Genomic DNA, 25074 nt, shown 5'->3' on the forward strand with positions numbered 1-25074 from the left:
ATAGTCGATGGTCCATAGACCATAGTTGGAGTTTGTTCTAGTCCATGGACTATAGCCATAGACCACGAAAATAGTTTTCCTATCATTTCTTACAATTCACTGCAATAGTTTATTTTATACATTTGAGATACATCTCCATAGCTATGGACTATGGACTATGGACTATGGACTATGGACTATAAAGACACCATCCAATACCTATATACTCAGCTCCCCATGTTTACACGCGATGGGGCTTCGGCTTACAAAGCTAACCTGGATAACACCATCGAACTTTGTAAACGCCTTGATAACCCTCAGCATAAATTTAAAAGCGTACATGTTGGCGGCACCAATGGCAAAGGTTCTACATCGCACATGCTGGCGGCTGTATTGCAAACGGCCGGTTACAAAACGGGCTTATATACATCGCCCCATTTAAAAGATTTTCGCGAACGCATTCGCATTAACGGGCAAATGATCAGCGAGCAAACGGTGATTGATTTTGTTGAAAATCATCTTAAAGATTTTGATGAGATCCGGCCCTCATTCTTTGAAATGACTGTTGGTCTTGCCTTTGACGTTTTTGCAACGGAGCAGGTAGATATTGCCATTATTGAAGTTGGCCTGGGGGGCAGGTTGGATTCTACTAATATCATCAACCCACTACTTTCCATCATCACCAACATCGGCTGGGACCACATGAATATCCTGGGCAATACGTTACCACTCATAGCGGGCGAAAAAGCGGGTATTATTAAACCCGGCGTCCCGGTTATTATTGGCGAAAACCAGCCGGAAACGGCGCAGGTATTTGTTGAAAAAGCGGCAAAAGAACGTACCACTCTTTTATTTGCATCAGATACGTGGGAAATTCAAAAGTCAAAAGTCAAAGGCCAAAAAGAAAATCTGCTTGATTTAACTGCTACAAAAAACTCACAATTCACAACTCACAACTCACAACTCATCCAGCTCGATCTTACCGGCTCATATCAGCTCAAAAATGTAAAGACTGTCTTAACGGCTATTGATGAGCTGCGTATTCAAGGTTTCAATATTAGTGATGATGATATTCGTACCGCCTTATCGCAGGTAAAAACCCTTACCGGTTTACATGGCCGCTGGGAAACATTAACTGAAAAGCCCTTAACCATTTGCGACACCGGCCACAACCCCGACGGTATACAGGAGGTTTTAAAAAACATTGCGTTCGTTAACTATAAACACCTCCACTTTGTAATCGGGATGGTGAATGATAAGGACATCACTAAGGTTTTAAGCATGCTCCCTAAAGAGGCTACCTATTACTTTTGCAAACCCGATATCCCAAGGGGATTAGAGGCTGAAAGCTTAAAGCAGAAGGCAGAAAGCATAGGTTTACAGGGTTTAACATACACGTCTGTTAAACAAGCCTTACAGGCCGCTCAAAACGCAGCCGGTGACGACGACCTGGTTTTTGTGGGAGGCAGTACTTTCGTGGTGGCGGAGGTGGTGTGAATCAGAATTTACAGAATTTTACGATTAGCAGAATTATAAGAGCGTATTCTGATAATTCTAAAATTCTGTAAATTCTGATTCAGACAAAATATTCTGATTAAAATTCTATTTTTACTCCCGATACAATCCATCTCAATCATACCTTTTATAAATATGACATACCTACCGTCTGCAGACAGATACCAGAAAATGCAATATCGCCGTTGTGGTAACAGCGGCATTAAATTACCGGCTATTTCGCTGGGTTTGTGGCACAATTTCGGGCACGTTGATGTTACCGAAAACTACCGCAAAATTTTACACCTTGCTTTTGATAGCGGCATTACCCATTTTGATTTGGCCAACAACTATGGCCCGCCCCCGGGTTCGGCCGAAGAGAATTTTGGCCGCATTTTAAAAGAGGACTTCCGCGGCTACCGCGATGAGATGATCATCAGCAGCAAAGCTGGTTACACCATGTGGGATGGCCCTTATGGCGATTGGGGATCAAAAAAATACTTGGTTGCCAGCCTTGATCAAAGCCTTAAACGTATGGACCTGGATTATGTAGATATATTTTACCACCACCGCCCGGATCCCGAAACACCGCTGGAAGAAACCATGGCTGCGCTTGATCTCATCGTTCGCCAGGGAAAAGCCTTATATGCAGGTATTTCCAACTACCCTGCCGATGTTGCCGCAAAAGCCATTAAAATATTAAAAGAGTTGGGTACGCCGTGCCTAATCCACCAGCCAAAATATTCCATGTTTGAGCGTTGGGTTGAAGGTGGCTTAATGGATGTATTGGGCAACGAAGGTGTGGGCTGTATCCCGTTTTCGCCACTGGCACAGGGTATGTTAACCAACAAATATTTACACGGCATCCCCGAAGATTCGCGCGCTGCAAAATCAACCGGCTTTTTACAGGCTTCGCAATTAACGGAAGAACGCCTGAGCCAGATAAAAAAACTTAATGATCTTGCCCTGCAACGCGGCCAAACACTTGCACAAATGGCATTGGCGTGGTTGCTGAAAGATACACGCGTTACATCGGTACTTATTGGCGCAAGCCGCGCCGAACAACTGGCCGACTCGTTAAAGGCGCTGGACAATATTGCTTTTTCGGCCGATGAACTGGCGCAGATTGAGGCGATATTGTAAGCCCCCCGGCCCCCTGAAGGGGAAGTTGGAACGCGGCATTAACACACGATAATTAACCAAATAAATTTCTTAAAAGTCTCCCCCTTCAGGGGGAGATTTAGAGGGGGCTTCCTATGATCAACTGGGGTATAATTGGTTGCGGCGACGTGACTGAACTTAAAAGCGGGCCTGCCTTTAAAAAAGTGGCCGATAGTGATCTGTTAGCCGTTATGCGGCGTGATGCAGCAAAAGCAGCCGACTATGCCAGCCGCCACCGGGTAGGCAAATGGTACAGCGATGCTGATAAAATGATGGCCGAAGCCGGTGTTAATGCTATTTATATTGCTACCCCGCCGTCATCGCACCTGGAGTATGCTTTATCTGCTTTAGAAAAGGGTTTTAATGTATATGTGGAGAAACCTGTTACCCGCAATGCCGATGAAGCCAGGGCCATGGCTGCGGCCGTAAAACAAAGCAATGCAAAACTCACTGTAGCCCATTACCGCAGGGCAGTGCCTATGTTTTTAATGGTGAAGGATTTGCTTGACAAACAAAAAATTGGCGAAGTGCGTACGGTGCAAATCCGGATGTGGCAAAGCCGCAAGCCAAAACTAATTGCCGAAAGCGAAACCAACTGGCGGGTATTGCCCGAATTTTCGGGCGGCGGTTATTTTCACGACCTGGCCCCGCACCAGTTGGACCTGATGCTATATTATTTTGGCGAACCGGAAAAATATCATGGTTTCTCGCTCAACCAATCTGCTTCAACACCGGCCGATGATCATGTTTGCGGCGAAATCCTGTTTAAAAACAAAGTGGTTGTAAATGGCTCCTGGTGCTTTAGCGTAGCCGAAAGTTTAACCACTGATACCTGCGAGATCATCGGCACAAAAGGAAAAATAACTTTCCCGTTTTTTGGCAATTATGTTACCTGGAAAACAGATACTGAAGATGAAACTGTAACGTTTAAGCATCCGCAACACATACAGCAACCTATGATTGAAAAAATAGTAACTTATTTTAAAAACGAAGGCCCCAACCCCTGCTCCATTGACGAGGCTATTGTTTTAATGGATATTATGGATTCATTTACTAAAACTAAATGAGCAATAAATCCTTTATAAGGAAGTTTGAGCATAAGTACTATGTTCATTTATTTAACAGTGCAATTAAAATATGAAACAAATTCTGTCGCTGGTTATAATCATCACAGCTTTTACACTAACAGCAAAGGCCCAAAAATATGATGTGCCGATGCATTACGAACTAACTACTGATGCCGATTTTAATATGTACGAGCAACAGGTAATAAACACCGCCGACTGGCTGCAACAAACCGGATGGAAAGACAAACGCGAAAAAAGGCAGGCGGCCCGCTTATTTATTTTGGCCTGGGTACAAGGCTCGCACAGCGTTTCTGTATCTATTAATAAAGCCGTAAATGACCTTAGTGACCTTAATCCCGAACTGCTGTTTACCTACACTTCGCAATACGCCAAATTTGCCCTACAGCATAAAACCGATTTTGACAAAAACACAGCCAACCTGGTAGCGTTAAGGGCAATGCTAACCAAATACAGCATGGAAGAATCGCACAAAAAGGATGAAGATGTAGAAAAACTGATAGAGATTAATAAAGAAGGCAACCTGGCCAGCTGGATAGCTACCGATTTTAAGTAGATATTTAAAACAGTTATAATAACAAAGCCATCGCTTTTTAAGTTGATGGCTTTGTTGTTTTTAAATATCAGCTTTTCTTTTTAGGCACCTTTGCACCTTCCTTACGGGCTTCTGATAAACCGATAGCCACGGCCTGTTTCTTGCTGGTCACTTTTTCACCGCTGCCGCTTTTAAGTTTCCCCTCTTTCATTTCGTGCATGGTTTTCTCCACTTTTTCACTTGCTTTTTCTGAATACTTTGCCATAATATTTACTTTTAAGTAGATATTTTGGCAAAGCAAAATAGAGGCCAATTTTAGCCGGCTATTTGCTGTTTGTTTTTTTTAGCCGACTTTTGACTGATAGCCTCGTGCAAAACTATAAGTGTACGCCTACTTAATACATCAAAGGGCAACTACCTGATAACAGGTTACTAAGATTGCCAGGCTATGCTAAATAAGTAGTTTTGTTTTCTAAAAATCAGATGATTAATTTTAAACGCGCCGACCATTTCCAGATTGTTGTACCTCCCGAACGATTAGAGGAAGCGAGGATTTTTTATACCGATGTAATAGGTCTTGAACCAATCGAGCGGCCTAAATTCAAATCGAAGGGTTATTGGTTTAACATAGCTAATATTCAGCTGCATTTAAGTACCGAGGAAGCCATGCCACGCACATCGAGGCATAATGCCTTTGAAATAAGCGGCATTGCCGCGGCACGCCGGCATTTGCAAAACCATGGGGTGGAGTTTATGGAAGAACCGGCAATTCCTGGCCGGGAGCGATTTTCTTTTATAGACCCGTTTGGGAACAGGATAGAATTATTGGAGATGCTTAAATAATATTATTATGAGTCACAGCTTCAGGCAAGCCAAATTTGATTTCACACTGATCCTGTTTGCCTTTATATTTAGCATCATTATTCCAGTTGGAATTTGCTGGTTAACTTACAAATGGTTGAAGGGTAAAAACCATCCTGTAATAGCAATTATAATACCCGTTATAGAGCTTGCCGGCATATTGTGGGTCTATTACCTCATAATTCAAACCATTAGCCTATAAAGCCAGTTCTATATTCGGGTCCCAATACACCGTTTTAAAGTCCTGCACCTGGTCGTCAGTTACTTTTACGCCTTCGCTTTCCAGCATCTCCTGCATGGTATTACCTCCGAAATGAAACTTGGCGGTAAGCAAGCCCTGCCTGTTTACAACCCGGTGCGCCGGTACCGGCGGATTGGCCCTGCCTGCCGCCTGCATAGCGTAACCCACCATGCGCGATGAACCCTTGGTGCCCAGATAAGACGCGATAGCACCGTATGAGGTTACCCTGCCCTTAGGTATCAGCCGGGCCACCTGGTATACTTTATCAAAAAAGTTAATATCGTCCATTAAGCTGATTTATTTAATACAATTATATTGATAACAAAGTTGACCAAAAGGGGACCGGCTCCTTATCCTTTTTGTTTCGGCTATAAATACCCGAACCCAAAAATACGAATGTCGAACGCTTTTTATTGAGGATTATAAGAAAACTGTAGCTTTAAGGCAGTAATTAAAATACTTATGAATAAATCAAGCCTAAAATCTATTTGGGAAGCTCCTATATATCTACCGTATCTTCAACCAACGCTTACTGACGAGATGGTTAAAGAAGCTGAAAATTTGATTGGCTTTAGGTTGCCCTACGAATATGTCAATCTTTTAAAAATTCAAAATGGTGGATACATAAGATATACACTAAAAAACACTCCTCATTCAGTAATTGCAGGAATAGGGCTTAATTATCCGTCAATTACAGATTTTGAATGGTTTAGGTCATACGACGATTACATGAGTTTTAGCCTTGAAGGATTATTTCCATTCGACGGCGATGGTCACTGGAATCTTTGTCTCGATTACAGGAAGAATAATTTAGAGCCTGAGATAACATATATTGATACAGAATCAGATTTTGAAGAACTAATTGCATCAAATTTTAGCTGCTATTTGAATATGCTCGAAATCGAAGTTGAGGACGAATATATAATTCAGTTGGCTTTATCTATTGAATACACTATAACGCAAATTTCAAATATTACCAATATAAAATTTGAAGAGCCCGACTATTTTGCTCATGGTTACGCTGTATACCGTGGAATGTTTAATGGCAGCTGGGTTTGGGTAAGCCCCAATAAAGTACCACGAGGATTTATTCGCGAGACAGAAGACAGATATGAAGAATTAAAAACACAAATGGAAGGTACGGCCCTTAGGTTTCCGGAAGTGCCCGAAAATAGCGTGATCATAAATATATCGGACGAAACACAAGGAGCACAATTAATTAATAAGCTGATAGAAAATGGATTATCAATAAATAAATTAAAAGATTTGATATAATCGTGCGACTTACGCGCGCATTAAACATCTGTTTTTTATTCAAACGAAAACTTAAGATAATTAATGTTCTTGTTATCCTTCAAATATTTTTTTTCGTAATAGGTTTTTATCGATAACACTTCATCGGCATAGGGCGAGTGGTAAAGATCCTCGGTACGGATGTGTAGTTTTAGTTTAAGCTCTTCAATCTTTTCGGCTGTATAGGCATGCAGGCCATCGTTGTCGGTTTTAAGGTTAACGCAGCCCGATGGTTTCAGTATCCTGATATATTTATCTAAAAAGCGTGGAGAAGTTAAGCGCTTTTTTTCGCGGCTTAATTGCGGCTGGGGGTCGGGAAAGGTAATCCATATCTCGTCTACTTCGCCATCGGCAAAATAATCCAGCAGGTTTTCTATCTGGATGCGTAAGAAAGCAACATTGGGTACACCATCTTCAATAGCAGTTTTTGCGCCACGCCAAATGCGGTTGCCTTTATAATCAATACCAATAAAATTTTTTTCAGGAAAAAGCCGGGCAAGGTTTACCGTGTATTCGCCTTTACCGCAGGCCAACTCTAAAACTACCGGATTATCATTATTAAAAAAACCTTTGCTCCAATCGCCTTTAAAAGGTTTGCCCGCATCCAATTGTAGCACATTGCTAAAGGTATCAATCTCTGCAAATCGCTTTAACTTATCTTTTCCCACTTTATAAAATAAAGTGCAAAAATAACTTTTTCTGCTAATTGAGCGGTGTGGCGTTCAAAATACCTTTAAACTACCGGGCCGGCAATTGGTCTTTTATAAGGCTCAGGTTTATATTCGTCCTTACTTTTCTTCCTGGTGAATTTTTCAAAAAGCCCTTTTACTGTGCCCCAAACACCCGAAACAGAATCTTCGTTAACATAATTGGATGCTTTTTGCGACACCAGACCTACCAAAGTTTTAACTAAAAAATTGGAGTTTTTAAACAGCGTTTTGTTTAAAGTAAGCGGAATTACAAATCTTGATATAAGGTTTATAATGTCCGGATGGAAAAGCCCCGGATTGCGGATACCATCACTATCAACTGAACGCGGAAATAACGACATAACAGATGAAAATATGGCAGAAGGACTGCTTACCCTCGCCCGTAAGGCAGTACTTTGCTGGCTTTCCAGCGTTTTAAGCCTGAATATTTCATCCTGCAAATCGTTTATACTTCTTATCTGGTAGCTCATGATGTTTACCTTTTAAATATTTTTTGAATAAAAATATTGGCCAGCGGTTTTTCTATCCGGCTCTTATTCAACTTAATAATGATAGCGATAATCAGATAAATAAGCGCTACGCATCCAAAGCCCATCCAGTTGGAATGCAGTATATCGGCCAGGTAAAACGCCAAGGTTAGGCTGGCAAATATGAAGAACAGCACCATCCCAATTACCACAACAACATCTGTAATAACGCTTGCTAAAATTGAAGTGCCATTTTCAATAGCCTCATATTTTAAAAGCTTAAACCGCGTTTCGGCGTATTCCCTTAACTGATCAATAATTGGTGGCAATGGTGGAGGAGTTTCTTTTTCGGCTTCCATAGGTGGTTGGTTTAATAATTTTATAATTCCGGATAATTCATTACAATGAATTATCCGGGTTGTTTAAATAAAATTATGCGTGCTCCAAATCGTCCTGGTACTCTTCTTCAGCACCACGGATTTTTGATTTAATATTCTCAACCACTTTATCTTTTAAGCCAACAAGGTTATCAATCTCAGCAGCGGCAGTTTCCTTAATGGAGTCGCCAAGATTTTTTAATGATTCAGTAAGCTTGTCGCGAGTTTCTCCACCTTTATCGGGTGCAAATAAAATGCCTAAAGCCGCCCCTGCTGCCAAGCCCGCAAGCAATGCAACAACTACTTTTGTGTTATCATTCATTGTAATATAAATTTAAAGTTGAACATTTGATTTGATTAATACTAATACCTTGCCAAATATCATCAATTGTATTATTTGTATGCTAATTGTGTGTAAATAGTTTTTTTGTCAGTTATTTTTTGATTGTGTGTTTACAAAACTGTTCAATGCCTGTCAGTTTTCTGTTGCTGTATTAATCCGTTCAAGCCTATCGGCAGCCATACGGTTGGTTTCATATATTTCCAGCAGTAACAAAAAGTAAGATAGTAAAACCGGGCCAAAAACCAGTCCTAAAATTCCAAAAAGCGGCAACCCTATAAACACGCCGATGATAGAAATAATTGGGTGCGTGTTGGCCACCCGCTTATTGATAATCATCCTTAAAAAATTGTCAACGTTACCTATAAATAATAAGCCATACGCCAGTAATGCAACACCTTGCCAGTTATGGCCCTGCGCAAATAACAAAATACTTGCAGGTATACATAGTGTAGGAGCCCCTACCACCGGCAAAAACGAAATAAATATGGCTATAACCCCCCAAAAAACCGGGTCGGGTATGCCGAATATTAAAAACCCGTTGGCCAGCAGTGCACCCTGGGTAACAGCTATGATTCCTTGTCCTAAAACGTTTGAATAGGTAGAATCGCGTAGGGCAGCTGCAAATTTTAATGCATGCTGTTCTCTGAACGGAGCGTATTTTAACAAACCCGCTTCAAACTCGCGCATTTGCGTAAGCATAAAATACAAAATAAAATACAAAACCAGCAAGGTGAGTATAATGCTTGCCGCGCTGCTTAATATAGATGGGAACAGGCTGGTGCCGAAAGAGCCCAACTTTTGAAGTGTATCTTCAGCAAAATGGGGCTGATTAAGGTTAGCAGCAGCAAAAGCATCAATTTTTGTAGTCCATTGATCAATGGGCAGGTCTTTAATATTGATGCTTTTTATTTTCCCCACCACCATAATGCTCAGGATGAGAAAAGGTATTACAATGATGATTAACGATGTAAAAATAATGATAAGTGCCGCCAACGACTTTGGCCATTCGCGCTTCTCGGCGAGGTTAACATACAGTGGCCTGAAAATAACATACAATACAATAGCGCCAAGAATACTACTGAATAAGCCACTAATCGCATACAACAAAAAACACCCCAGCACTATAATACTGGCCAGGATAATATTGTTGCGTTGTTTGTAGTTAAAAATTGACATTGGTGATAAGAATCAAGATATCAGATCCAAGAATCAAGAAAGAAAATCGTAAACCGTTGCCCCGATCCTGGCTCATAGTTTTTGATCCTATCCTTAAAATTGAGACAAAAAAAACGCTAAAAAGTTTCAGCGTTTTTAAAAAGTATTTTGGTTGTTATCTGCTTACTCTGCATCGCTTAACAGCTCATTTATCTTTTTAGCACTTGTGTCAATCATTTCTATATAAAATAAAACTTCTTCGTTTATTTCAGGCAACTCGTACTTTAATTGTTCTAAAGCCAGGTGCACATTTGAAAGCTGGTTTCGTACATCGTGCCTCAGCTTGCGCAGCCGGTCATCTTCGCCGTCTTTTTGCTGTTCCTGCAAATCCATCGTATTACTTCAGGTTGATGGCTTTCATTTTATTATACAAAGTTTTCCTGTCAATCTTCAAAATTTCGGCCGCCCTGGTTTTGTTAAAATTCACTTCCCTCAAAACACGGATAATTGTTTCATACTCGGCTTCAAGCGCTGCATTTTTTAAATCGTGCCGGTTTTCCTTAACATCGGGAGCCTCAAAAGATGACGATGCCGAATAAGTAGATTGCTCAAATGAAGGTGTTTTAAAGTTTGATATTTCCAGCGGCAAAGCTTTCATGGTAATCTCGTTATCCTCGGCCAGCAGCGCTGCCCGCCTGATTACGTTTTTAAGCTCGCGGATATTGCCCGGCCAGCGATAGTTCATAAAACAATCAATAACTTCGGGCGCAAATACCTCTACGCTACGGCCCAGTTCGTTGTTGGCTATTCTTAAAAAGTGCTCGGCCAGCAACATAATATCACCGCCCCGCTCGCGCAGTGGCGGCATATAAATGGTAAACTCGTTAAAGCGGTGGTACAGGTCTTCCCTGAATTTGCCTTTGCTGATACCCTCCTGCAGGCTCTCGTTGGTGGCTATAATAATACGCACATCAAGATCAATTTCCTTGGTACTACCAATCCTTTTAACCTTGCGCTCCTGCACAGTACGCAGCAGGGCGGCTTGTATCTCGTATGATAGATTACCTACCTCATCCAAAAACAATGTACCACCATTGGCCATTTCAAAGTGGCCTATCTTGGTATATAAAGCACCTGTAAAGGAGCCTTTCTCGTGCCCAAAAAACTCACTGGCTGCCAATTCTTTGGTTAACGAACCGCAGTCCATGGCAATAAAGGGTTGGTTATGGCGCGGACTATTCAGATGGATGCTTTTGGCAACCGACTCTTTACCGGTACCGCTCTCGCCTAAAATAATTACACTGTAATTTGTTGGGGCAACAAGTTCAATCTGCCTCAGCAACTCCTTAGATGCCTTGCTGGTGCCGGCCACAAATTCGCCTGCAAATACCTGCTTTTTGGTTTCTTTACTTTTCGACTTATCGGCAACTACCGTTGCGGCAGTTTCAGATTCTTCAACCAACGCGTAATGGGTTTCAAACGCTTTATTGATTGTATTTAAAATTTCGTCAGGATACAATGGCTTGGTAATGTAATCATATGCGCCCATTTTAATAAGCTCAACAGCCATTTTTATATCCGAGTAGCCGGTTATAATAATTACCCCGGTTTTGGGATAATGCGTCTTAATATTCCGAAGCATTTCACGGCCATCGGTATCCTCCAGCCTGAAATCGCACAGTACCAGGTTATAATCGCCAACTTTAAGGGCTTCCATCCCGCCGGTACCGCTTGATGCGGTGCTTACATCAAAGCCGTTGCGAATTAAAAATTTAGATAGCAGTAAGGCTACATTAACTTCATCATCAATGATGAGGATTTTTTTCATATCGGTTACTACAGTGGTAAAATGTATTAAAGGTGTTAAATTACAAAGAATGTATCTATTTGTACGATTTTATTGAATTATAGTTGTCTCATTGGTTAAAAAAATATCTACAAAAAGCAAAAAGAGGCAGCCGTAACCGGCCGCCTCTTTTATTTTTTCAGGTAAAAGTAGGATCGATATTAAAAACCGTAGGCTACACGTACACCTATAAAATTCACTTTGCTTGCATCAACACCGGTTACATATTTGGTAGTTGCTTCGTAACGTACACCGGCATCAATAAAGCTGCTTTTGCTTACCGGGAACTGAACACCAATTTGCGGAGCGTAAACAAACGCAGTTGATTTATTGGCAGCTAAATCAGATTTGTTTAACAAAAATGCGGCACCTGCTTCGCCCTGTACATAAAAGTTTTCGATAGGGAAGAATTTTAAACCTGCCTTAACTGGCAATAATTTAAAATCGGTAACATCTGCATTGGCAACACCGCCAATATTCTTTTTGCCAAAAACATTGTTGTAACCCACGTTAATGGTTACAAATAACTGTTGTTTGTAAACCGGGATATCAGCCTGCAATGATCCGCCTAAGTTCCATTTGTAATTATCTTTAAAGTTGCCTACAGGAATACCCGCATCAACGCCAATGCTGTAACGAATGCCACCCGGGATGGTTGTAGTAGTAGTAGTTGTTGTGGTAGTAGTTGTTGTTTGAGCTGATGCACCAAGACCTAAACCGGCAAAAGCTAAAATTAAAGCTGAAATTTTGAATGAATTTTTCATAACAATTGTTGTGTTTTGATTTTGTTTTGTTTTAAACACAAGGCAAATTAAAGCACCAAAACATATATGATTTTTCATCCCAAAGTCATGTGTATTTAACCGTTTGATTGACAATAATTTATTTTTTGACCCATACGGTACAATAGTCAAGCCACTGTAAAATAGCTTTTGAATTGCTTTTTTAGTGTCAGAATTAACACTGGTTTAACATGGGGTTTGGGTGCACAGAAAGGTATTTTCTGCGTAAAATACGACGATGGCGAAAAAAGTGAAACCAAACTTCTTGATTCCTGCTCTAATCTCTTGACTCTTTTCCAAGTATTGCCTACGGCACAGGCTATGCATTTATCTGAATCAGAATTTACAGAATTTAAGAATTAGCAAATTTTATTTGAACCGGGATCCGTCAAGGTTACCGGAGTTTTTGAATTTTGATTTTAAGATCTGATAATTCAATAATTCAATAATTCAATAATTCAATAATTCAATAATTCAATAATTCAATAATTCAATAATTCAATAATTCAATAATTCAATAATTCAATAATTCAATAATTATCTCCCTTTAAACTCCGCTTTACGTTTCTGTAAAAAAGCGGCTACTCCTTCTTTAAAATCTTCGGTGCCAAAACATTTGCCAAATTCATCTATTTCCGTTTCATAGCCGTTTACCCCATCTATTAAGCCGGCGTTAACAGAGCGAATGGCAGCGGAAAGGGCCAGCGGCGCCCTTGATATAATTTTCAACATCAACTCTTCGGCTTTTGCTAATAACGCTTCCTGGCTAACTACGTGAGTTACCAGGCCATATTGCAATGCATCAGTGGCGGTAATCATATCGGCGGTTAATATCATCTCCAACGCCTTGCCTTTACCTATTAACTGGGTAAGGCGTTGGGTACCGCCGTAGCCGGGTATCAGGCCAAGTGTTACTTCGGGTAAGCCCATTTTGGCAGTTTCGGCAGCTATCCGAATGTGGCAAGCTAAGGCTAATTCCAATCCGCCACCTAAAGCGAAACCATTTATTGCAGCTATAACAGGCTTATTGCCGTTGGCAATCAGGTCAAAAACATCAATTTGATTATTGCGGGCCAGGGCTGCACCGCTTTCGGCATCAAGGTTAACAAACTCGCTGATATCGGCGCCGGCAACAAAGGCCTTGGCACCAGCCCCGGTTATGATAATGCCGCTTACTGCCGGGTTGTTAAAAGCATTAACAAAGGCAGTATGTAATTCGGCTAGGGTGGCCCTGTTAAGGGCATTAAGCTTACTTTCGCGATTGATAGTAATATACTGGATGCTATCTCTCGTTTCTGTCAATATGTTTTCAAATTCCATTGGTATAGCTATTTAAAAATTGCGGTGCTGGTGCACCCAATCGGTAATGTATTTCACAATATCCTGTGTATTAGTACCGGGAGGGAAAAGTTCACCTACCCCCTGCTCTTTCAGGGCAATCATATCATCATTTGGGATAATGCCGCCGCCCGTGACAAGCACATCATCCATTTGTTTTTCTTTTATCAATTTTAATATCCTGGGAAAAACTGTCATGTGTGCTCCGGATAGTATAGAAATACCAATGGCGTCCACATCCTCCTGTAATGCCGTATTAACTACCATTTCGGGCGTTTGTCGAAGGCCTGTATAAATTACTTCCATCCCCGCATCCCGCAGCGAGGTAGCTATAATACGTGCACCACGGTCATGACCATCGAGCCCTACCTTGGCAACAAGAACGCGAATGGGGCGGTTAAAGTTATTACTCATACATTGTAAAAGTAATAAGAACGAAGTATAATATCGAATAATGAATTTTGAATAAAAGAAGTTACTATCGATGCCACAAATATTGGGCTGCTGCAAGAATCCCGCATGCCGCTGCGTATCTGCTATTTTTCAAACCACTTTTGCCGGCACTCGCATCAGCTTCATAACAACTTTGTTAATCTTAAATAAACCTCTCACAAATAATCTTATTTTTACTCCATAACTAAAGGCAAATAAATATCAATGTCAACAAAACCAATAGTAACCGGGCTTATGGCCTATGGTATGTCGGGCCGTATCTTTCACGCGCCGTTTTTATCAACAAACCCTGGCTTCACATTTAAAGCTGTAGTAGAACGCCATGAAAAAAAGGCGGGGAAAGTATATCCTGATGTAATTAGCTACGATACCGTGGATGAACTGCTGAATGATGCTGAAATTGAGTTGATAATTGTTAATACACCAAACAATACCCACTTTGACTACGCCACGCGGGCATTAAATGCGGGCAAACATGTGCTGATTGAAAAACCGGCAGCAGTTACTTCGGCCGAAGTGAAGGCACTATTTGATTTGGGCAGGCAGCTTGGTTTAAATGTAATGATTTACCACAACCGCCGTTATGATAGTGGTTTCATCTCTGTAAAAAAGGTGATTGAAAGTGGTCGCCTTGGCGAACTAATAGAGGTGCATTTCAGGCTCGACAGGTACCGTATGCCTATCGGTGTAAAACAATTTAAGGAAACTAAAGAAACGCCTGGTAATGGCTTAACTTACGATTTGGGGGCGCACCTGGTTGACAATGCCATTAGTATTTTTGGCCGGCCGTTAAGTTATGTAAAAACAACAGCCATCCACCGGCCGGGATCGCAGGTAGATGATTATTTTCATATTCACTTAAGTTACCCCAACCAATTAAACGTTTATCTAACGTCGGGCCTGTTGATTGCCGAACATTTGCCGGGTTTTGTTGTACATGGCACATTGGGCAGTTTTGTAAAGCTGCGTACTGATGTGCAGGAGGCGCAACTTGACGCCGGAATAATGCCGGATGCAGCAGGTTTTGGTGTTGAACCTGAAGGTAGCGAGGGTAAACTGGTGTTGATGGGAGTTGATAATGAAAAAACTGTAGAGTGGGTTCCGTCAGATAAAGGTAATTATAATGGTTTATTTGATGCCGTGTATCATACTATACGCGAAAATGCGTTATTCCCCATAACCGAAGAGGATATAGCCTGGCAGATAGAATTGCTGGAAAGCTAAAAATATCGTAACTATGCTTTAATGAAAATTTATATCAACATAATGAAAAGAATATGTTTGTTGCTTTGCCTTATTGTAGCTGCCGGCTGTAGTCAGGCGCAAACCATGCCTGCCAATAGCAAAATTGCACCATACCACATATTAACTACCGACAGCGTTTATGTTACGCCTGCCGACCTGAAAAAAAACAAGCCGGTGATGGTGATTTATTTTTCGCCAGATTGCAGCCATTGCCAGCACCTGATGTATGATTTAAAGCCCGAACTGGATAAGTTAAAAGGGGTGCAAATTGTAATGATCACTTTTGTGAACCAGCTAAAGGCTATACAGGTGTTTCAGCGCGATTTTGATTTGGCTAAATATCATAACATCATTATAGGTACCGAGGGATATACCTACGTAGTACAGCGTTATTACCACGTGCAAACCACGCCGTACATTGCCATTTATGATAAAAACGGAAAACTTGCACAGGCTTATGATAAGGTTCCAAAAATTCCGGTGCTGATGGATGCCATTAAGAAAGTGTAAAATTAAATGTGCAGATTTCAGATATGCAGATATGCAGATGTGCAGATATGCAGATGATTTTTTGATGTAAGATTTCAATATTAAAAAGTCTATCACAAAAAGTAAAGCCTTACAGTGTTGAAAAACTGCAAGGCTTTTTTTATAATAATCGCATCGGCACGATTGGCCATTTATAAAAATCAAAACATCTATCAAACGCGACCAACATCTGCACATCTGAAATTTGCATATCTGCACATCTACTGTTGCTGTTGTTGCTGCTGCTGCTGAATAATCTCCATATACCTTTGATAACTGTTTTTAGCTGTATTATCGGTTGCACGATGCTCTATGGCATTATCATGGTGGGCTTTATCATCAATACTTGTAAAAGTACTCTCGTCATCATCTACACTAACAGCAACTTCAAGCTTATGCCCGGATGTGCCTTTGTAAACACCTTTTACCGGCGAACAATCTGAAAAATTACGGCCAACGGCCAAACGCACATGGGTTTCATTGGCTATGCAGTTATTGGTAGGATCGATACCCAGCCAGCCATAGTCCGGGATGTAGGCTTCGGCCCAGGCATGAGTGGCGCCTTCGCCCCGCATGGTACTGCTATTGGTACAAATATAACCGCTCACGTAGCGTGCAGGTATTTTTAGCAGGCGCAGCATTACCATCAAAATGTGTGCAAAATCCTGGCAAACACCGGCTTTTAATTTCCACACTTCATCAAGCGTAGTTTCAACAGTGGTTACTCCTTTAATATATTCAAAGTTTTGGTATACGTAGCCGCAAAAGCGAAGCGCTATCTGGAATGGTGTATCATCATGAGCGCGCTCCTGCTCAACAATAACCTGCAGTTCGGGAAGGCCTTCAAAATATTCCTGTTTCAAAAAGTCAATATAAGGCACCATGTATTGGATGTGCTTAAGATATTCCCACTGTTGGTCAGGGAAAATATCTGTAACAGGTAATGGCCGCTGTCTGGTGGTTACACTTAATTTTGAATTGATAACCATTACCGAATGTGGCTCGCTATAAGTAAAACTACCTATTTCGTTACCATAGTAATCAATATGAGTATCTACCACCGGGTTGCCGGTTATATTCAACTCGTGGTGTGTTACATCCTGGTATTCGTCCTTAATAGGATAAAGAACAATCTGATTGGCACTGTCGCGTACCATTCCTTCGTAACTGTATTTGGTAATATGCTGTATCTTAAAGTCGGGCATGTGTTCAATTAATTAATTTGAAAATCTGAGAATTTGAAGATTTGAAAATGAAACTAATTTGCTAATTAAAGATTTGAAAATGATTTTGTGATAAATCATAATGGACGACCCCTAAACAAGTAATTTTCAAATTCTCAAATCTTCAAATTCTCAAATTAAAATTATGAGTTTGCAAAGTAATATTCGTTTAATGAGTTACCTATCCCATAAAGTTCTTTCCTGGTTTGTGTCAAAAATAAATGCAGCCCCTCATCGCGGATGCTCTTTACCGAACTGTACTTGATCCGGCTTTGCAACCTGCCTATCTGGAACGACATTTCGCGGAAGGTATCTACGTTGCTGTCGTTTTTCAACCTGTCAAAATAACGGTGTATATTGTTTACCGAGTAAATAACCGAGCGGGGGAAATCGTTATTTAATGCCACCTGCTCCAGTACGTTTTCTGCCTCAAACCCCTCACGATAGGTTTTCAGGTAAAGTTCATATCCGCCTAATGACAGCAAAAGATGTTTCCAGTAGGTGGTATCTGTCAGCAAGTCGGGGTTGTCGCTTACCGAACTGAATTTAGTATCCAAAATATCTACCGATTGTATAGCCCGCTCCAGGTATTTGCCAATATTCATAAAGCTTCGGCCTTCGCCACGCTCCATCGTAATTTCTGCCGTACCGTAATAAAGCATTACCTGTTTTATTAATATATCAAGCACCCCAATAGGGTCCTCGCGCTGCAGGGAGCGCTCCAGGCGCGAATCTTTTACGGTGTGATAGTATTCGTTAAGGCACTGCCAAAGGTCCTTTGAGATGTGTTCCTGCACGCCCCTGGCATTTTCCCTTGCCAGTGTTATAATGTTCAGTATCGAGTTAGGGTTGTTTTTGCCCGTAACCATGTATTTTAAAACCGCCCGGCTGTCATTCTCCAGTTTTTCAATTTCCGTCTCTTTAATTCCGGCAAAAATCCTGATCACCGGCTCCCAGGTAAATTCCTGTACAGTATCCTGCGATGAGGCATAATTAATTTTGAGCATCCGCAGCATCCCATCGCTGCGCTCAATGTAACGACTTAACCAATAAAAACTTGCTGCAACCCTGCTTAACATATTAGCTCCTTAAGCCCCCTAACCCCCTGAAGGGGGAACGATAAGGGGGATGTTTATTTAAAATTCAACTATACTATTTTCACTCCCCCTTCAGGGGGCCGGGGGCTTTACGCCAGCACCCATGTATCTTTACTTCCCCCACCCTGCGAACTGTTAACTACCAATGAGCCTTCTTTTAAAGCCACACGGGTTAATCCGCCGGGTACAATCTCAATACCATCGGGGCCGTACAATGCGTAAGGCCTTAAATCTATGCGGCGTGGCTTTAATGAGCCCTGCATGTAACATGGTGCCGCCGAAAGACTGATGGTTGGTTGTGCTATAAAATTACGGGGATCTTTCAGTATTTCTTTTTTGTATTCTTCTATTTCTTCCTCCGATGCCGCATGGCCCATCAGCATGCCATAACCGCCGCTGCCGTTGGTTTTTTTAACTACCATTTTATTCAGGTTTTTAAACACATGCTCGCGTTCGTCGGGGTTGCCTAACTGATGGGTAGGTACGTTTTTCAGGATTGGCTCTTCGTTCAGGTAATACCGTATCATATCTGGCACATATACATAAACCGCTTTATCATCAGCCACGCCGGTACCAATAGCATTTACAATGGCTACATTACCTTTGCGGTAAGCACCCATAATGCCTGCTACACCCAGCATACTTGCAGGATTAAACACCAGCGGATCTAAATACTCATCATCCACCCGGCGATAAATTACATCTACCTGCTGCAGCCCGGTAGTGGTTTTCATATAAACCTTATGGTTATTTACAACCAGGTCGCGCCCTTCCACCAGTTCAACACCCATCAGGCGGGCCAGGGTGGTATGCTCAAAATAAGCCGAGTTATAAATACCCGGGCTTAACAGCACGATAGTGGGATTTGAGATTTGTCGTGGCGATAACGCCAGCAAGTTTTTATACAATATGGTTGGATACTCGGTAACACTACGTACGCCGCATTGGGGCAACAAATCCGGAAATAAGCGTTTGGTTATTTCGCGGTTTTCCAGCATATAACTCACGCCTGATGGGGTGCGCAGGTTATCTTCCAGCACATAAAAAGTACCGTCTTCGTCCCGGATAAGATCGATGCCCGAGATATGTACATAAATATCATAAGGCACCTTCAGTTGGTACATCTCGCGCAAAAAGTGCGGGCACGAGTAAATGATATCTATGGGCACAATGCCATCCTTTACAATAAACTGGTTATTGTAAATATCCTTCAGGAAATGGTTTAGCGCGGTAAGGCGCTGCTTAATACCTTTTTCAACAAAAGCCCATTCGCTGGCGGTAATAATGCGCGGAATAATATCAAAGGGGAAGATTTTCTCAATGCCTTCGCCGCTGTTGTACACCGTAAAGGTAATACCCTGGCTCATAAAAAGACGTTTGGCCAACTCTTCTTTTTTGTTCAGATCGTCGGCCGATTCCTGCGAAATATATTCAATTACCTTGCGGTAATGTTCACGAACATTGTTATCCAGGCCATACATTTCGTCCCAAACACCACCTATTGGGTTATATTTATCAAAATAAGCTGATTCCTGCATGTGAAATTGTGAAGATTTAAAGATTATTAATCAGTTATTTTTTAAAAATGTAATTTATGAAGTGTTTTTGATAAAAAAGCAAATTATTTTGAATTTTTTAGGATTATTTTAATTGATTTTTCATTTTTCATGAAGTTTAAGTATTGATATGGTAATTTATATCAATAAAACTTGTTTTAAAGACTGATTCTCTCTGTCTAAATTATTAGCCCCCGGCAGTGTATCTTTGTGTAAACCTTGTACAATTACTCATGTTATTTCAAATCAAAAAAAGTATGGCTTGTTATGTATGGCAGTGTTATTGTTGCTTCCGGCCTGCCATAACAGCAAACGGGTAAAAGGCCTGTTGCATGCTAAAACAACAACAAAGTTCAATGCAGTTGATACTGCATCAGAGAATTTCAATATATTCTTCAATAGGTTTAGCACCGATTCTGTGTTTCAAATATCAAGGATCGAGTTCTCGCTAAAGTTAACGATAATTGGCGGCGAAGGTGAAAGCGATACCACAAAATTTATTAAAAAAGAAACTGGTTATTTGCCCATGCACAGCCCGAAAATAATGTAATTGCAGGCCGGAACAAACGGGCAAAGCCAAAGCCAATATTCACTTTTTTATTGACGATACGGGCTTTTCGGTTTATCATTACTTTGTTAACCGGAGAGGAAAATGGTGGATGATTTCAATCAGAGATGAATCAGATTGAAGTTTTATCGTATTTCAGCCATTGGCTAAAGCGCCTGCCGGGCTATTACACTACAAGCCTTTGCCCGCATCCCTGTCCATGTTTCAGGCTTTTCATCGCTGTGTGACGCCTGGGTAATTGCTGGTAACCAAACCCTTGCTTTTTTAAATAATATTCCAATTGTAAGAGGCTGTCTAAATTTGATTTAGATTATTTATGTATCACTTAAAAATCATTGCCGTTGACTTTAGTCAACGGAATAATGGCTGAAAGGTGAGTGGCTTTAGCCAAAGTCCGCTTGAATAATTTGGCTAAAGCCAGCAATTATAATTTTTTTACCGTTGACTGAAGTCAACGGCAATGAATAATTTCCGTTTTTAGACAGATTCTAAGTATATCAAAAATATTCTGCTTAATTTGGTAGTAAGCTTATAACATAGCCAGCCATATTTAAACCATCCTGCTTAAAGCTTTTCGGGTTTTTGAACATGAAAACTATTTTAGGTATTATCATTTTCCTGGCAAGTTACCGCTCTGTATCGGCGCAAACTTCTGTTTTGGCCGATAATGCCGACGATGGCTGTAAAATAAAATTCGAAAAGATTAAATCAAAAATTGAAGCCCGGCGAAAAAAATACGAATTCAATGTACAGGAATACAAGGATGGCCTGTTTTGCAGCGAATGTGGCCGCACAAAAAGCGAAATTGAAGAACGTGCCCATTTGAGTTTTAGCCAGCATATCCGGGATGGTGCTACCCGTAACCGCCGGGCGCTGATTGCTTCGCATGAACTATATCATGATCTTTATATCGAATACATCATTGATTTTAATGATCTTAAAAAAGAATATGATGATAAATATAACGATTGCGGAGGCGATAATTCATTACTGGCTTTACAAACAATAACCGATAAGCAGTTTCAATTATATACCCTTGAACTTAACGGGGACACCAATCAGTATAACAAGCAATGGGAATTGCTTCAAATAAATTATAGTGTTTATTATTCCTGGTTTATGAGCATCAATATCACCAGATGGCAAAGCGCAAGGGGTCAGACTATTCGGCTTACCGATAATCGTTATCGAACACGCGACCCCGAAAATTCGATTATAAAGGCCGGCAACCTCCTAAATAGTTACCTTCAAACTTTGGCCGAGGGGCAATCTTCTGCTTTTATGGGCTTAGATCTAAAACCTACGTGGCCATTAAAGGGCACGTTAGTTAGCAAATAATCGCTTACTGATTCTGGCGCTTGAGTTTACCAATAGAAGTCCCCGATGTGGTAATTACCTGGCAAAAAAAATGCCCGGAAGAAATCCCGGGCATCTCAAATAGCACGCTAAAATAGTTTAGTGTTTTACATCATGAATTTCCTCTTCCCTGAACAACTTAGCGCTAAAGAAATCATTGTTCATGCGGGCTATGTTAGTAAGCTTAATCTCTTTAGGGCATTCGGCTTCGCAGGCACCGGTATTGGTACAGCTGCCAAATCCTTCTTTGTCCATTTGGGCTACCATTGATTGTACGCGGCTATAACGCTCTGGCTGGCCTTGCGGCAACAAGCCCAGTTGGGTAACTTTTGCAGATACAAACAACATGGCCGACGCATTTTTACACGCTGCCACGCAGGCGCCACAACCAATACAGGTAGCAGAGTTAAATGCTTCGTCGGCAATAACTTTTGGGATAAGGATGGCATTACCATCGGTAGTTACACCTGTGTTAACCGAAACATAACCGCCAGCCTGCTGTATCCTGTCGAACGCCGAACGATCAACCGCTAAATCCTTCACAACGGGGAATGCCGAAGCTCTCCACGGTTCAATCGTGATGGTTTCGCCATCATGAAAGGTACGCATGTGTAGCTGGCAGGTGGTAACACCACGCTTTGGCCCGTGCGGGTGGCCGTTGATATATAATGAGCACATGCCGCAAATACCTTCGCGGCAATCATGATCAAAGTTAATAGGCTCATCGCCTTTATGGGTCAAACTTTCGTTAACAACGTCAAGCATTTCTAAAAATGACATATCAGGCGAAATATTTTCGGCCTTGTAAGTCACGAATTTGCCCGATGTTTGAGCATTTTTTTGACGCCATACTTTCAGCGTCAGGTTCATATTTCCGTTCATTCTATTTAGATTTGAGATATGAGATTTGAGATATGAGATATTTTGTTTTTACTAATTCAATAACATTTTTTGAAATGCATAGTTCATCTTCTGCAATTCTTCAATTTGTTTAAGCAAATCGTTTAACAAATCATCCTTTAATAAATTCAATTTATTTGATATAACCAATTGTGTTTGCAACTCGTAAGCCGAACCATTGGCTATACCTAAAAAGTTACAAAACTCCTTTTTCGAATTCCTGCCCGCGCCTTCTGCAATATTCGATGAAATTGAAACAGCGGCTCTACGTATCTGGCTCGTTAATCCAAACCGTTCATCGGCTGGATAATTTACAGTTGCTTTATATACATCAACTGCCAAATCAATCGCCTTTTGCCAAATTTTCAATTCCTTCAGATTATGCATGGTTTAGATATGAGATGTGAGATTTTAGATATTGCGCCCTATTAAACGTTTAAAAATAAGCCTCTCTTTTCTATTTAAATATGAGATTTGGAAACTCCTGTCTCAAATCTCATATCTCACATCTCAAATCTACCTACGCGTAATTCCTTTGCGATAAATGAACTGCTTCAAATACCAGTTGTTCTTTGTGTAATTCTTCCGGTTGGTTTTCGCCTTTAAATTCCCAGGCGGCTACAAACGCGAAGTTTTCATCGTCGCGTAAAGCTTCACCATCTGCTGTTTGCGACTCAACCCTGAAGTGGCCACCACATGATTCGTTACGCATTAAAGCGTCGTCAACCATTAGTTCGCCAAGCTCGATAAAGTCGGCAATCCGGCCGGCCCTTTCCAGTGAAGCGTTTACTTCTTCATTTTCGCCTGTTACAATGGCATTAACCCAGAAATCGGCTTTCAAAGCCTGAATTAAACCTTTAGCTTTTGTTAAACCTTCTGCCGTACGGGCCATACCGCAATACTCCCACATAATGTGGCCAAGTTCGCGGTGATACTCGTTTACGGTTTTATTTCCTTTTAAAGCAAGCAATTTATTGATGTAGGTAATCACATCCTTTTTAGTGGCTTCAAAAGCCGGGTGCGAAGTATCAACCTTTTTAGGGCCAATTTTAGCCAGGTAATCGCCAAGGGTATAAGGAATCACAAAATAACCATCAGATAAGCCCTGCATCAAAGCAGAAGCGCCCAGGCGGTTAGCGCCGTGGTCGCTAAAGTTACATTCGCCCAAAGCATATAATCCAGGTACGGTTGTGCTCAGGTTATAATCAACCCAAAGGCCACCCATGGTATAGTGTACAGCCGGGTAAATACGCATTGGTTGTTTGTATGGGTTTTCATCCGTAATCTGGATGTACATATCAAACAGGTTACCATATTTGGCCCTAACAGTGTCTTCGCCCAAACGTTTGATGGCGTCGGCAAAGTCAAGGAACACAGCGAAACCCGAGCCGCCTACGCCCTTACCTTCTGCAACCATTTCTTTGGCGTTACGTGAAGCTACATCGCGTGGCACAAGGTTACCAAAGGCAGGGTATTTACGTTCCAGGAAGTAATCGCGGTCATCCTCTTTTACCTGGTCGGCTTTAATGGTTCCTTTACGCAATTGCTCGGCAATTTCTACCGTTTTTGGTGCCCAAACACGGCCATCGTTACGCAACGACTCAGACATCAGCGTTAGCTTCGACTGATGATCGCCGGTTACCGGGATACAGGTTGGGTGAATTTGGGTATAGCAAGGGTTTCCGAAGAATGCGCCACGTTTGTGAGCCCTCCAGGCAGCTGTTACGTTTGAACCTATTGCGTTTGTTGATAGGTAGAAAACGTTGCTATAACCACCCGTACATAACAATACCGCATGACCGGCATGGGTATCGATAGAACCGGTGATCATATTACGGGTAACAATACCTTTGGCATGGCCATCAATAGTAACCACGTCCAACATTTCGGTACGGGTATACATTTTTACTTTGCCGGCGTGTATCTGGCGGTTTAATGCCGAGTAAGCGCCTAAAAGTAGTTGCTGTCCCGTTTGGCCACGTGCATAAAACGTACGTGATACCTGCGAACCACCGAATGAACGGTTATCCAGCAAGCCGCCATATTCGCGTGCAAAGGGAACACCCTGTGCAACACACTGATCAATGATATTTACCGATACTTCGGCAAGGCGGTATACGTTGCCTTCGCGGGCGCGGTAATCGCCACCTTTTATAGTGTCATAAAACAAACGGAACACACTGTCGCCGTCGTTCTGATAATTTTTTGCAGCGTTAATACCACCTTGTGCCGCAATAGAGTGCGCACGGCGTGGACTATCCTGGAAACAAAAAGCCTTTACGTTATAACCAAGCTCGGCCAATGAGGCTGCTGCTGATGCGCCTGCCAAACCGGTACCTACAACAATGATATCGTATTTACGCTTGTTGGCCGGGTTAACCAGCTTCAGGTCAAATTTATGCTTGCTCCATTTTTGGGCTAATGGGCCTTCTGGAATTTTAGCATCTAAACTCATTTCTTTTATATTTTATGTTTGAGTAG

27 protein-coding genes are annotated in these 25074 nt (G+C 41.5%); 9 read left to right on the top strand and 18 right to left on the bottom strand.

Features of this window, described 5'->3' with window-relative positions:
• Nucleotides 1-150: 150 nt before the first annotated feature.
• The 4 genes from FSB76_RS06850 to FSB76_RS06865 all read left to right on the top strand — a co-directional run bounded on the left by FSB76_RS06850 (nt 151) and on the right by FSB76_RS06865 (nt 4275).
• Entirely contained in the window at nt 151-1476 is a 1326-nt protein-coding gene (locus tag FSB76_RS06850; RefSeq protein WP_225976441.1) for a bifunctional folylpolyglutamate synthase/dihydrofolate synthase, read from the top strand.
• Nucleotides 1477-1629: 153 nt separating this feature from the next.
• Nucleotides 1630-2616, top strand: coding sequence for an L-glyceraldehyde 3-phosphate reductase (mgrA, locus tag FSB76_RS06855; RefSeq protein ID WP_147052891.1), 987 nt, complete (start codon nt 1630-1632; stop codon nt 2614-2616).
• Between the two features lie 113 nt (nt 2617-2729).
• The gene (locus tag FSB76_RS06860) at nt 2730-3701 is read left to right on the top strand and encodes a Gfo/Idh/MocA family protein (RefSeq protein WP_147052892.1); all 972 of its coding nucleotides are present in this window, start codon (nt 2730-2732) and stop codon (nt 3699-3701) included.
• 70 nt (nt 3702-3771) lie between these two features.
• Complete coding sequence (locus tag FSB76_RS06865) at nt 3772-4275, top strand: hypothetical protein (protein WP_147052893.1); 504 nt, start codon at nt 3772-3774, stop codon at nt 4273-4275.
• Nucleotides 4276-4342: 67 nt separating this feature from the next.
• Here FSB76_RS06865 and FSB76_RS32335 read toward each other — a convergent pair whose 3' ends face one another.
• Nucleotides 4343-4519, bottom strand: a complete 177-nt coding sequence (locus FSB76_RS32335; protein WP_192910132.1) for a DUF6496 domain-containing protein — start codon at nt 4517-4519, stop codon at nt 4343-4345.
• Between the two features lie 218 nt (nt 4520-4737).
• On the opposite strand from FSB76_RS32335, the gene FSB76_RS06870 reads away from it, so the two are divergent.
• Nucleotides 4738-5097: a VOC family protein gene (locus tag FSB76_RS06870; protein ID WP_147052894.1), complete on the top strand. Its 360-nt coding sequence runs from the start codon at nt 4738-4740 to the stop codon at nt 5095-5097.
• Nucleotides 5098-5311: 214 nt separating this feature from the next.
• Here FSB76_RS06870 and FSB76_RS06875 read toward each other — a convergent pair whose 3' ends face one another.
• Nucleotides 5312-5644 (bottom strand): MGMT family protein, encoded by a 333-nt coding sequence (locus FSB76_RS06875; RefSeq protein ID WP_147052895.1) that lies wholly within the window; start codon nt 5642-5644, stop codon nt 5312-5314.
• Between the two features lie 174 nt (nt 5645-5818).
• Between FSB76_RS06875 and FSB76_RS06880 the strand changes: the two genes are divergently transcribed.
• Complete coding sequence (locus tag FSB76_RS06880) at nt 5819-6631, top strand: SMI1/KNR4 family protein (protein WP_147052896.1); 813 nt, start codon at nt 5819-5821, stop codon at nt 6629-6631.
• Nucleotides 6632-6666: 35 nt separating this feature from the next.
• Here the strand turns inward: FSB76_RS06880 and trmB are convergent, their stop codons facing one another.
• The 10 genes from trmB to FSB76_RS06930 form a co-directional block, all read right to left on the bottom strand.
• Complete coding sequence (gene trmB, locus FSB76_RS06885; protein ID WP_147052897.1) at nt 6667-7317, bottom strand: tRNA (guanosine(46)-N7)-methyltransferase TrmB; 651 nt, start codon at nt 7315-7317, stop codon at nt 6667-6669.
• A gap of 65 nt (nt 7318-7382) precedes the next feature.
• A complete protein-coding gene (locus FSB76_RS06890) occupies nt 7383-7829 on the bottom strand; it encodes a hypothetical protein (RefSeq protein ID WP_147052898.1) in 447 nt (148 codons plus the stop codon).
• 5 nt (nt 7830-7834) lie between these two features.
• Nucleotides 7835-8185, bottom strand: coding sequence for a phage holin family protein (locus tag FSB76_RS06895; RefSeq protein WP_147052899.1), 351 nt, complete (start codon nt 8183-8185; stop codon nt 7835-7837).
• Between the two features lie 73 nt (nt 8186-8258).
• Nucleotides 8259-8525 (bottom strand): YtxH domain-containing protein, encoded by a 267-nt coding sequence (locus FSB76_RS06900; RefSeq protein ID WP_147052900.1) that lies wholly within the window; start codon nt 8523-8525, stop codon nt 8259-8261.
• A gap of 153 nt (nt 8526-8678) precedes the next feature.
• The gene (locus FSB76_RS06905; protein WP_147052901.1) at nt 8679-9722 is read right to left on the bottom strand and encodes an AI-2E family transporter; all 1044 of its coding nucleotides are present in this window, start codon (nt 9720-9722) and stop codon (nt 8679-8681) included.
• Nucleotides 9723-9884: 162 nt separating this feature from the next.
• The gene (locus tag FSB76_RS06910) at nt 9885-10094 is read right to left on the bottom strand and encodes a hypothetical protein (protein ID WP_147052902.1); all 210 of its coding nucleotides are present in this window, start codon (nt 10092-10094) and stop codon (nt 9885-9887) included.
• A gap of 4 nt (nt 10095-10098) precedes the next feature.
• The gene (locus FSB76_RS06915; protein ID WP_147052903.1) at nt 10099-11529 is read right to left on the bottom strand and encodes a sigma-54-dependent transcriptional regulator; all 1431 of its coding nucleotides are present in this window, start codon (nt 11527-11529) and stop codon (nt 10099-10101) included.
• 179 nt (nt 11530-11708) lie between these two features.
• Complete coding sequence (locus FSB76_RS06920; RefSeq protein WP_147052904.1) at nt 11709-12311, bottom strand: hypothetical protein; 603 nt, start codon at nt 12309-12311, stop codon at nt 11709-11711.
• Between the two features lie 555 nt (nt 12312-12866).
• Entirely contained in the window at nt 12867-13649 is a 783-nt protein-coding gene (locus FSB76_RS06925) for an enoyl-CoA hydratase/isomerase family protein (RefSeq protein WP_147052905.1), read from the bottom strand.
• Nucleotides 13650-13661: 12 nt separating this feature from the next.
• Nucleotides 13662-14081: a cobalamin B12-binding domain-containing protein gene (locus FSB76_RS06930; RefSeq protein ID WP_147052906.1), complete on the bottom strand. Its 420-nt coding sequence runs from the start codon at nt 14079-14081 to the stop codon at nt 13662-13664.
• 243 nt (nt 14082-14324) lie between these two features.
• Here FSB76_RS06930 and FSB76_RS06935 point away from each other — a divergent pair, with 243 nt between their 5' ends.
• Both FSB76_RS06935 and FSB76_RS06940 read left to right on the top strand, forming a co-directional pair.
• Nucleotides 14325-15344: a Gfo/Idh/MocA family oxidoreductase gene (locus tag FSB76_RS06935; RefSeq protein WP_147052907.1), complete on the top strand. Its 1020-nt coding sequence runs from the start codon at nt 14325-14327 to the stop codon at nt 15342-15344.
• Nucleotides 15345-15386: 42 nt separating this feature from the next.
• On the top strand, nt 15387-15875 hold the full coding sequence (locus FSB76_RS06940) for a TlpA family protein disulfide reductase (protein WP_158642857.1): 489 nt from the start codon (nt 15387-15389) through the stop codon (nt 15873-15875).
• 239 nt (nt 15876-16114) lie between these two features.
• Here the strand turns inward: FSB76_RS06940 and FSB76_RS06945 are convergent, their stop codons facing one another.
• The 3 genes from FSB76_RS06945 to FSB76_RS06955 form a co-directional block, all read right to left on the bottom strand.
• Entirely contained in the window at nt 16115-17098 is a 984-nt protein-coding gene (locus FSB76_RS06945; protein WP_147052909.1) for a transglutaminase family protein, read from the bottom strand.
• Nucleotides 17099-17259: 161 nt separating this feature from the next.
• The gene (locus tag FSB76_RS06950) at nt 17260-18195 is read right to left on the bottom strand and encodes an alpha-E domain-containing protein (RefSeq protein WP_147052910.1); all 936 of its coding nucleotides are present in this window, start codon (nt 18193-18195) and stop codon (nt 17260-17262) included.
• A 107-nt stretch (nt 18196-18302) separates the two neighbouring features.
• Nucleotides 18303-19751 carry a circularly permuted type 2 ATP-grasp protein gene (locus FSB76_RS06955; RefSeq protein ID WP_147052911.1) on the bottom strand — a complete coding sequence of 483 codons (1449 nt, stop codon included), beginning with the start codon at nt 19749-19751 and terminating at the stop codon, nt 18303-18305.
• Nucleotides 19752-20925: 1174 nt separating this feature from the next.
• Between FSB76_RS06955 and FSB76_RS06960 the strand changes: the two genes are divergently transcribed.
• On the top strand, nt 20926-21675 hold the full coding sequence (locus tag FSB76_RS06960; RefSeq protein ID WP_147052912.1) for a hypothetical protein: 750 nt from the start codon (nt 20926-20928) through the stop codon (nt 21673-21675).
• A gap of 117 nt (nt 21676-21792) precedes the next feature.
• On the opposite strand, the gene FSB76_RS06965 is transcribed toward FSB76_RS06960, so the two are convergent.
• The 3 genes from FSB76_RS06965 to FSB76_RS06975 form a co-directional block, all read right to left on the bottom strand.
• Nucleotides 21793-22575 (bottom strand): succinate dehydrogenase/fumarate reductase iron-sulfur subunit, encoded by a 783-nt coding sequence (locus FSB76_RS06965; RefSeq protein ID WP_147052913.1) that lies wholly within the window; start codon nt 22573-22575, stop codon nt 21793-21795.
• A 51-nt stretch (nt 22576-22626) separates the two neighbouring features.
• The gene (locus tag FSB76_RS06970) at nt 22627-22980 is read right to left on the bottom strand and encodes a four helix bundle protein (protein WP_147052914.1); all 354 of its coding nucleotides are present in this window, start codon (nt 22978-22980) and stop codon (nt 22627-22629) included.
• Between the two features lie 133 nt (nt 22981-23113).
• Nucleotides 23114-25048 (bottom strand): fumarate reductase/succinate dehydrogenase flavoprotein subunit, encoded by a 1935-nt coding sequence (locus FSB76_RS06975; protein ID WP_147052915.1) that lies wholly within the window; start codon nt 25046-25048, stop codon nt 23114-23116.
• Nucleotides 25049-25074 lie beyond the last annotated feature (26 nt).

It is taken from the genome of Mucilaginibacter ginsenosidivorax, from assembly GCF_007971525.1.
GTDB lineage: Bacteria > Bacteroidota > Bacteroidia > Sphingobacteriales > Sphingobacteriaceae > Mucilaginibacter > Mucilaginibacter ginsenosidivorax.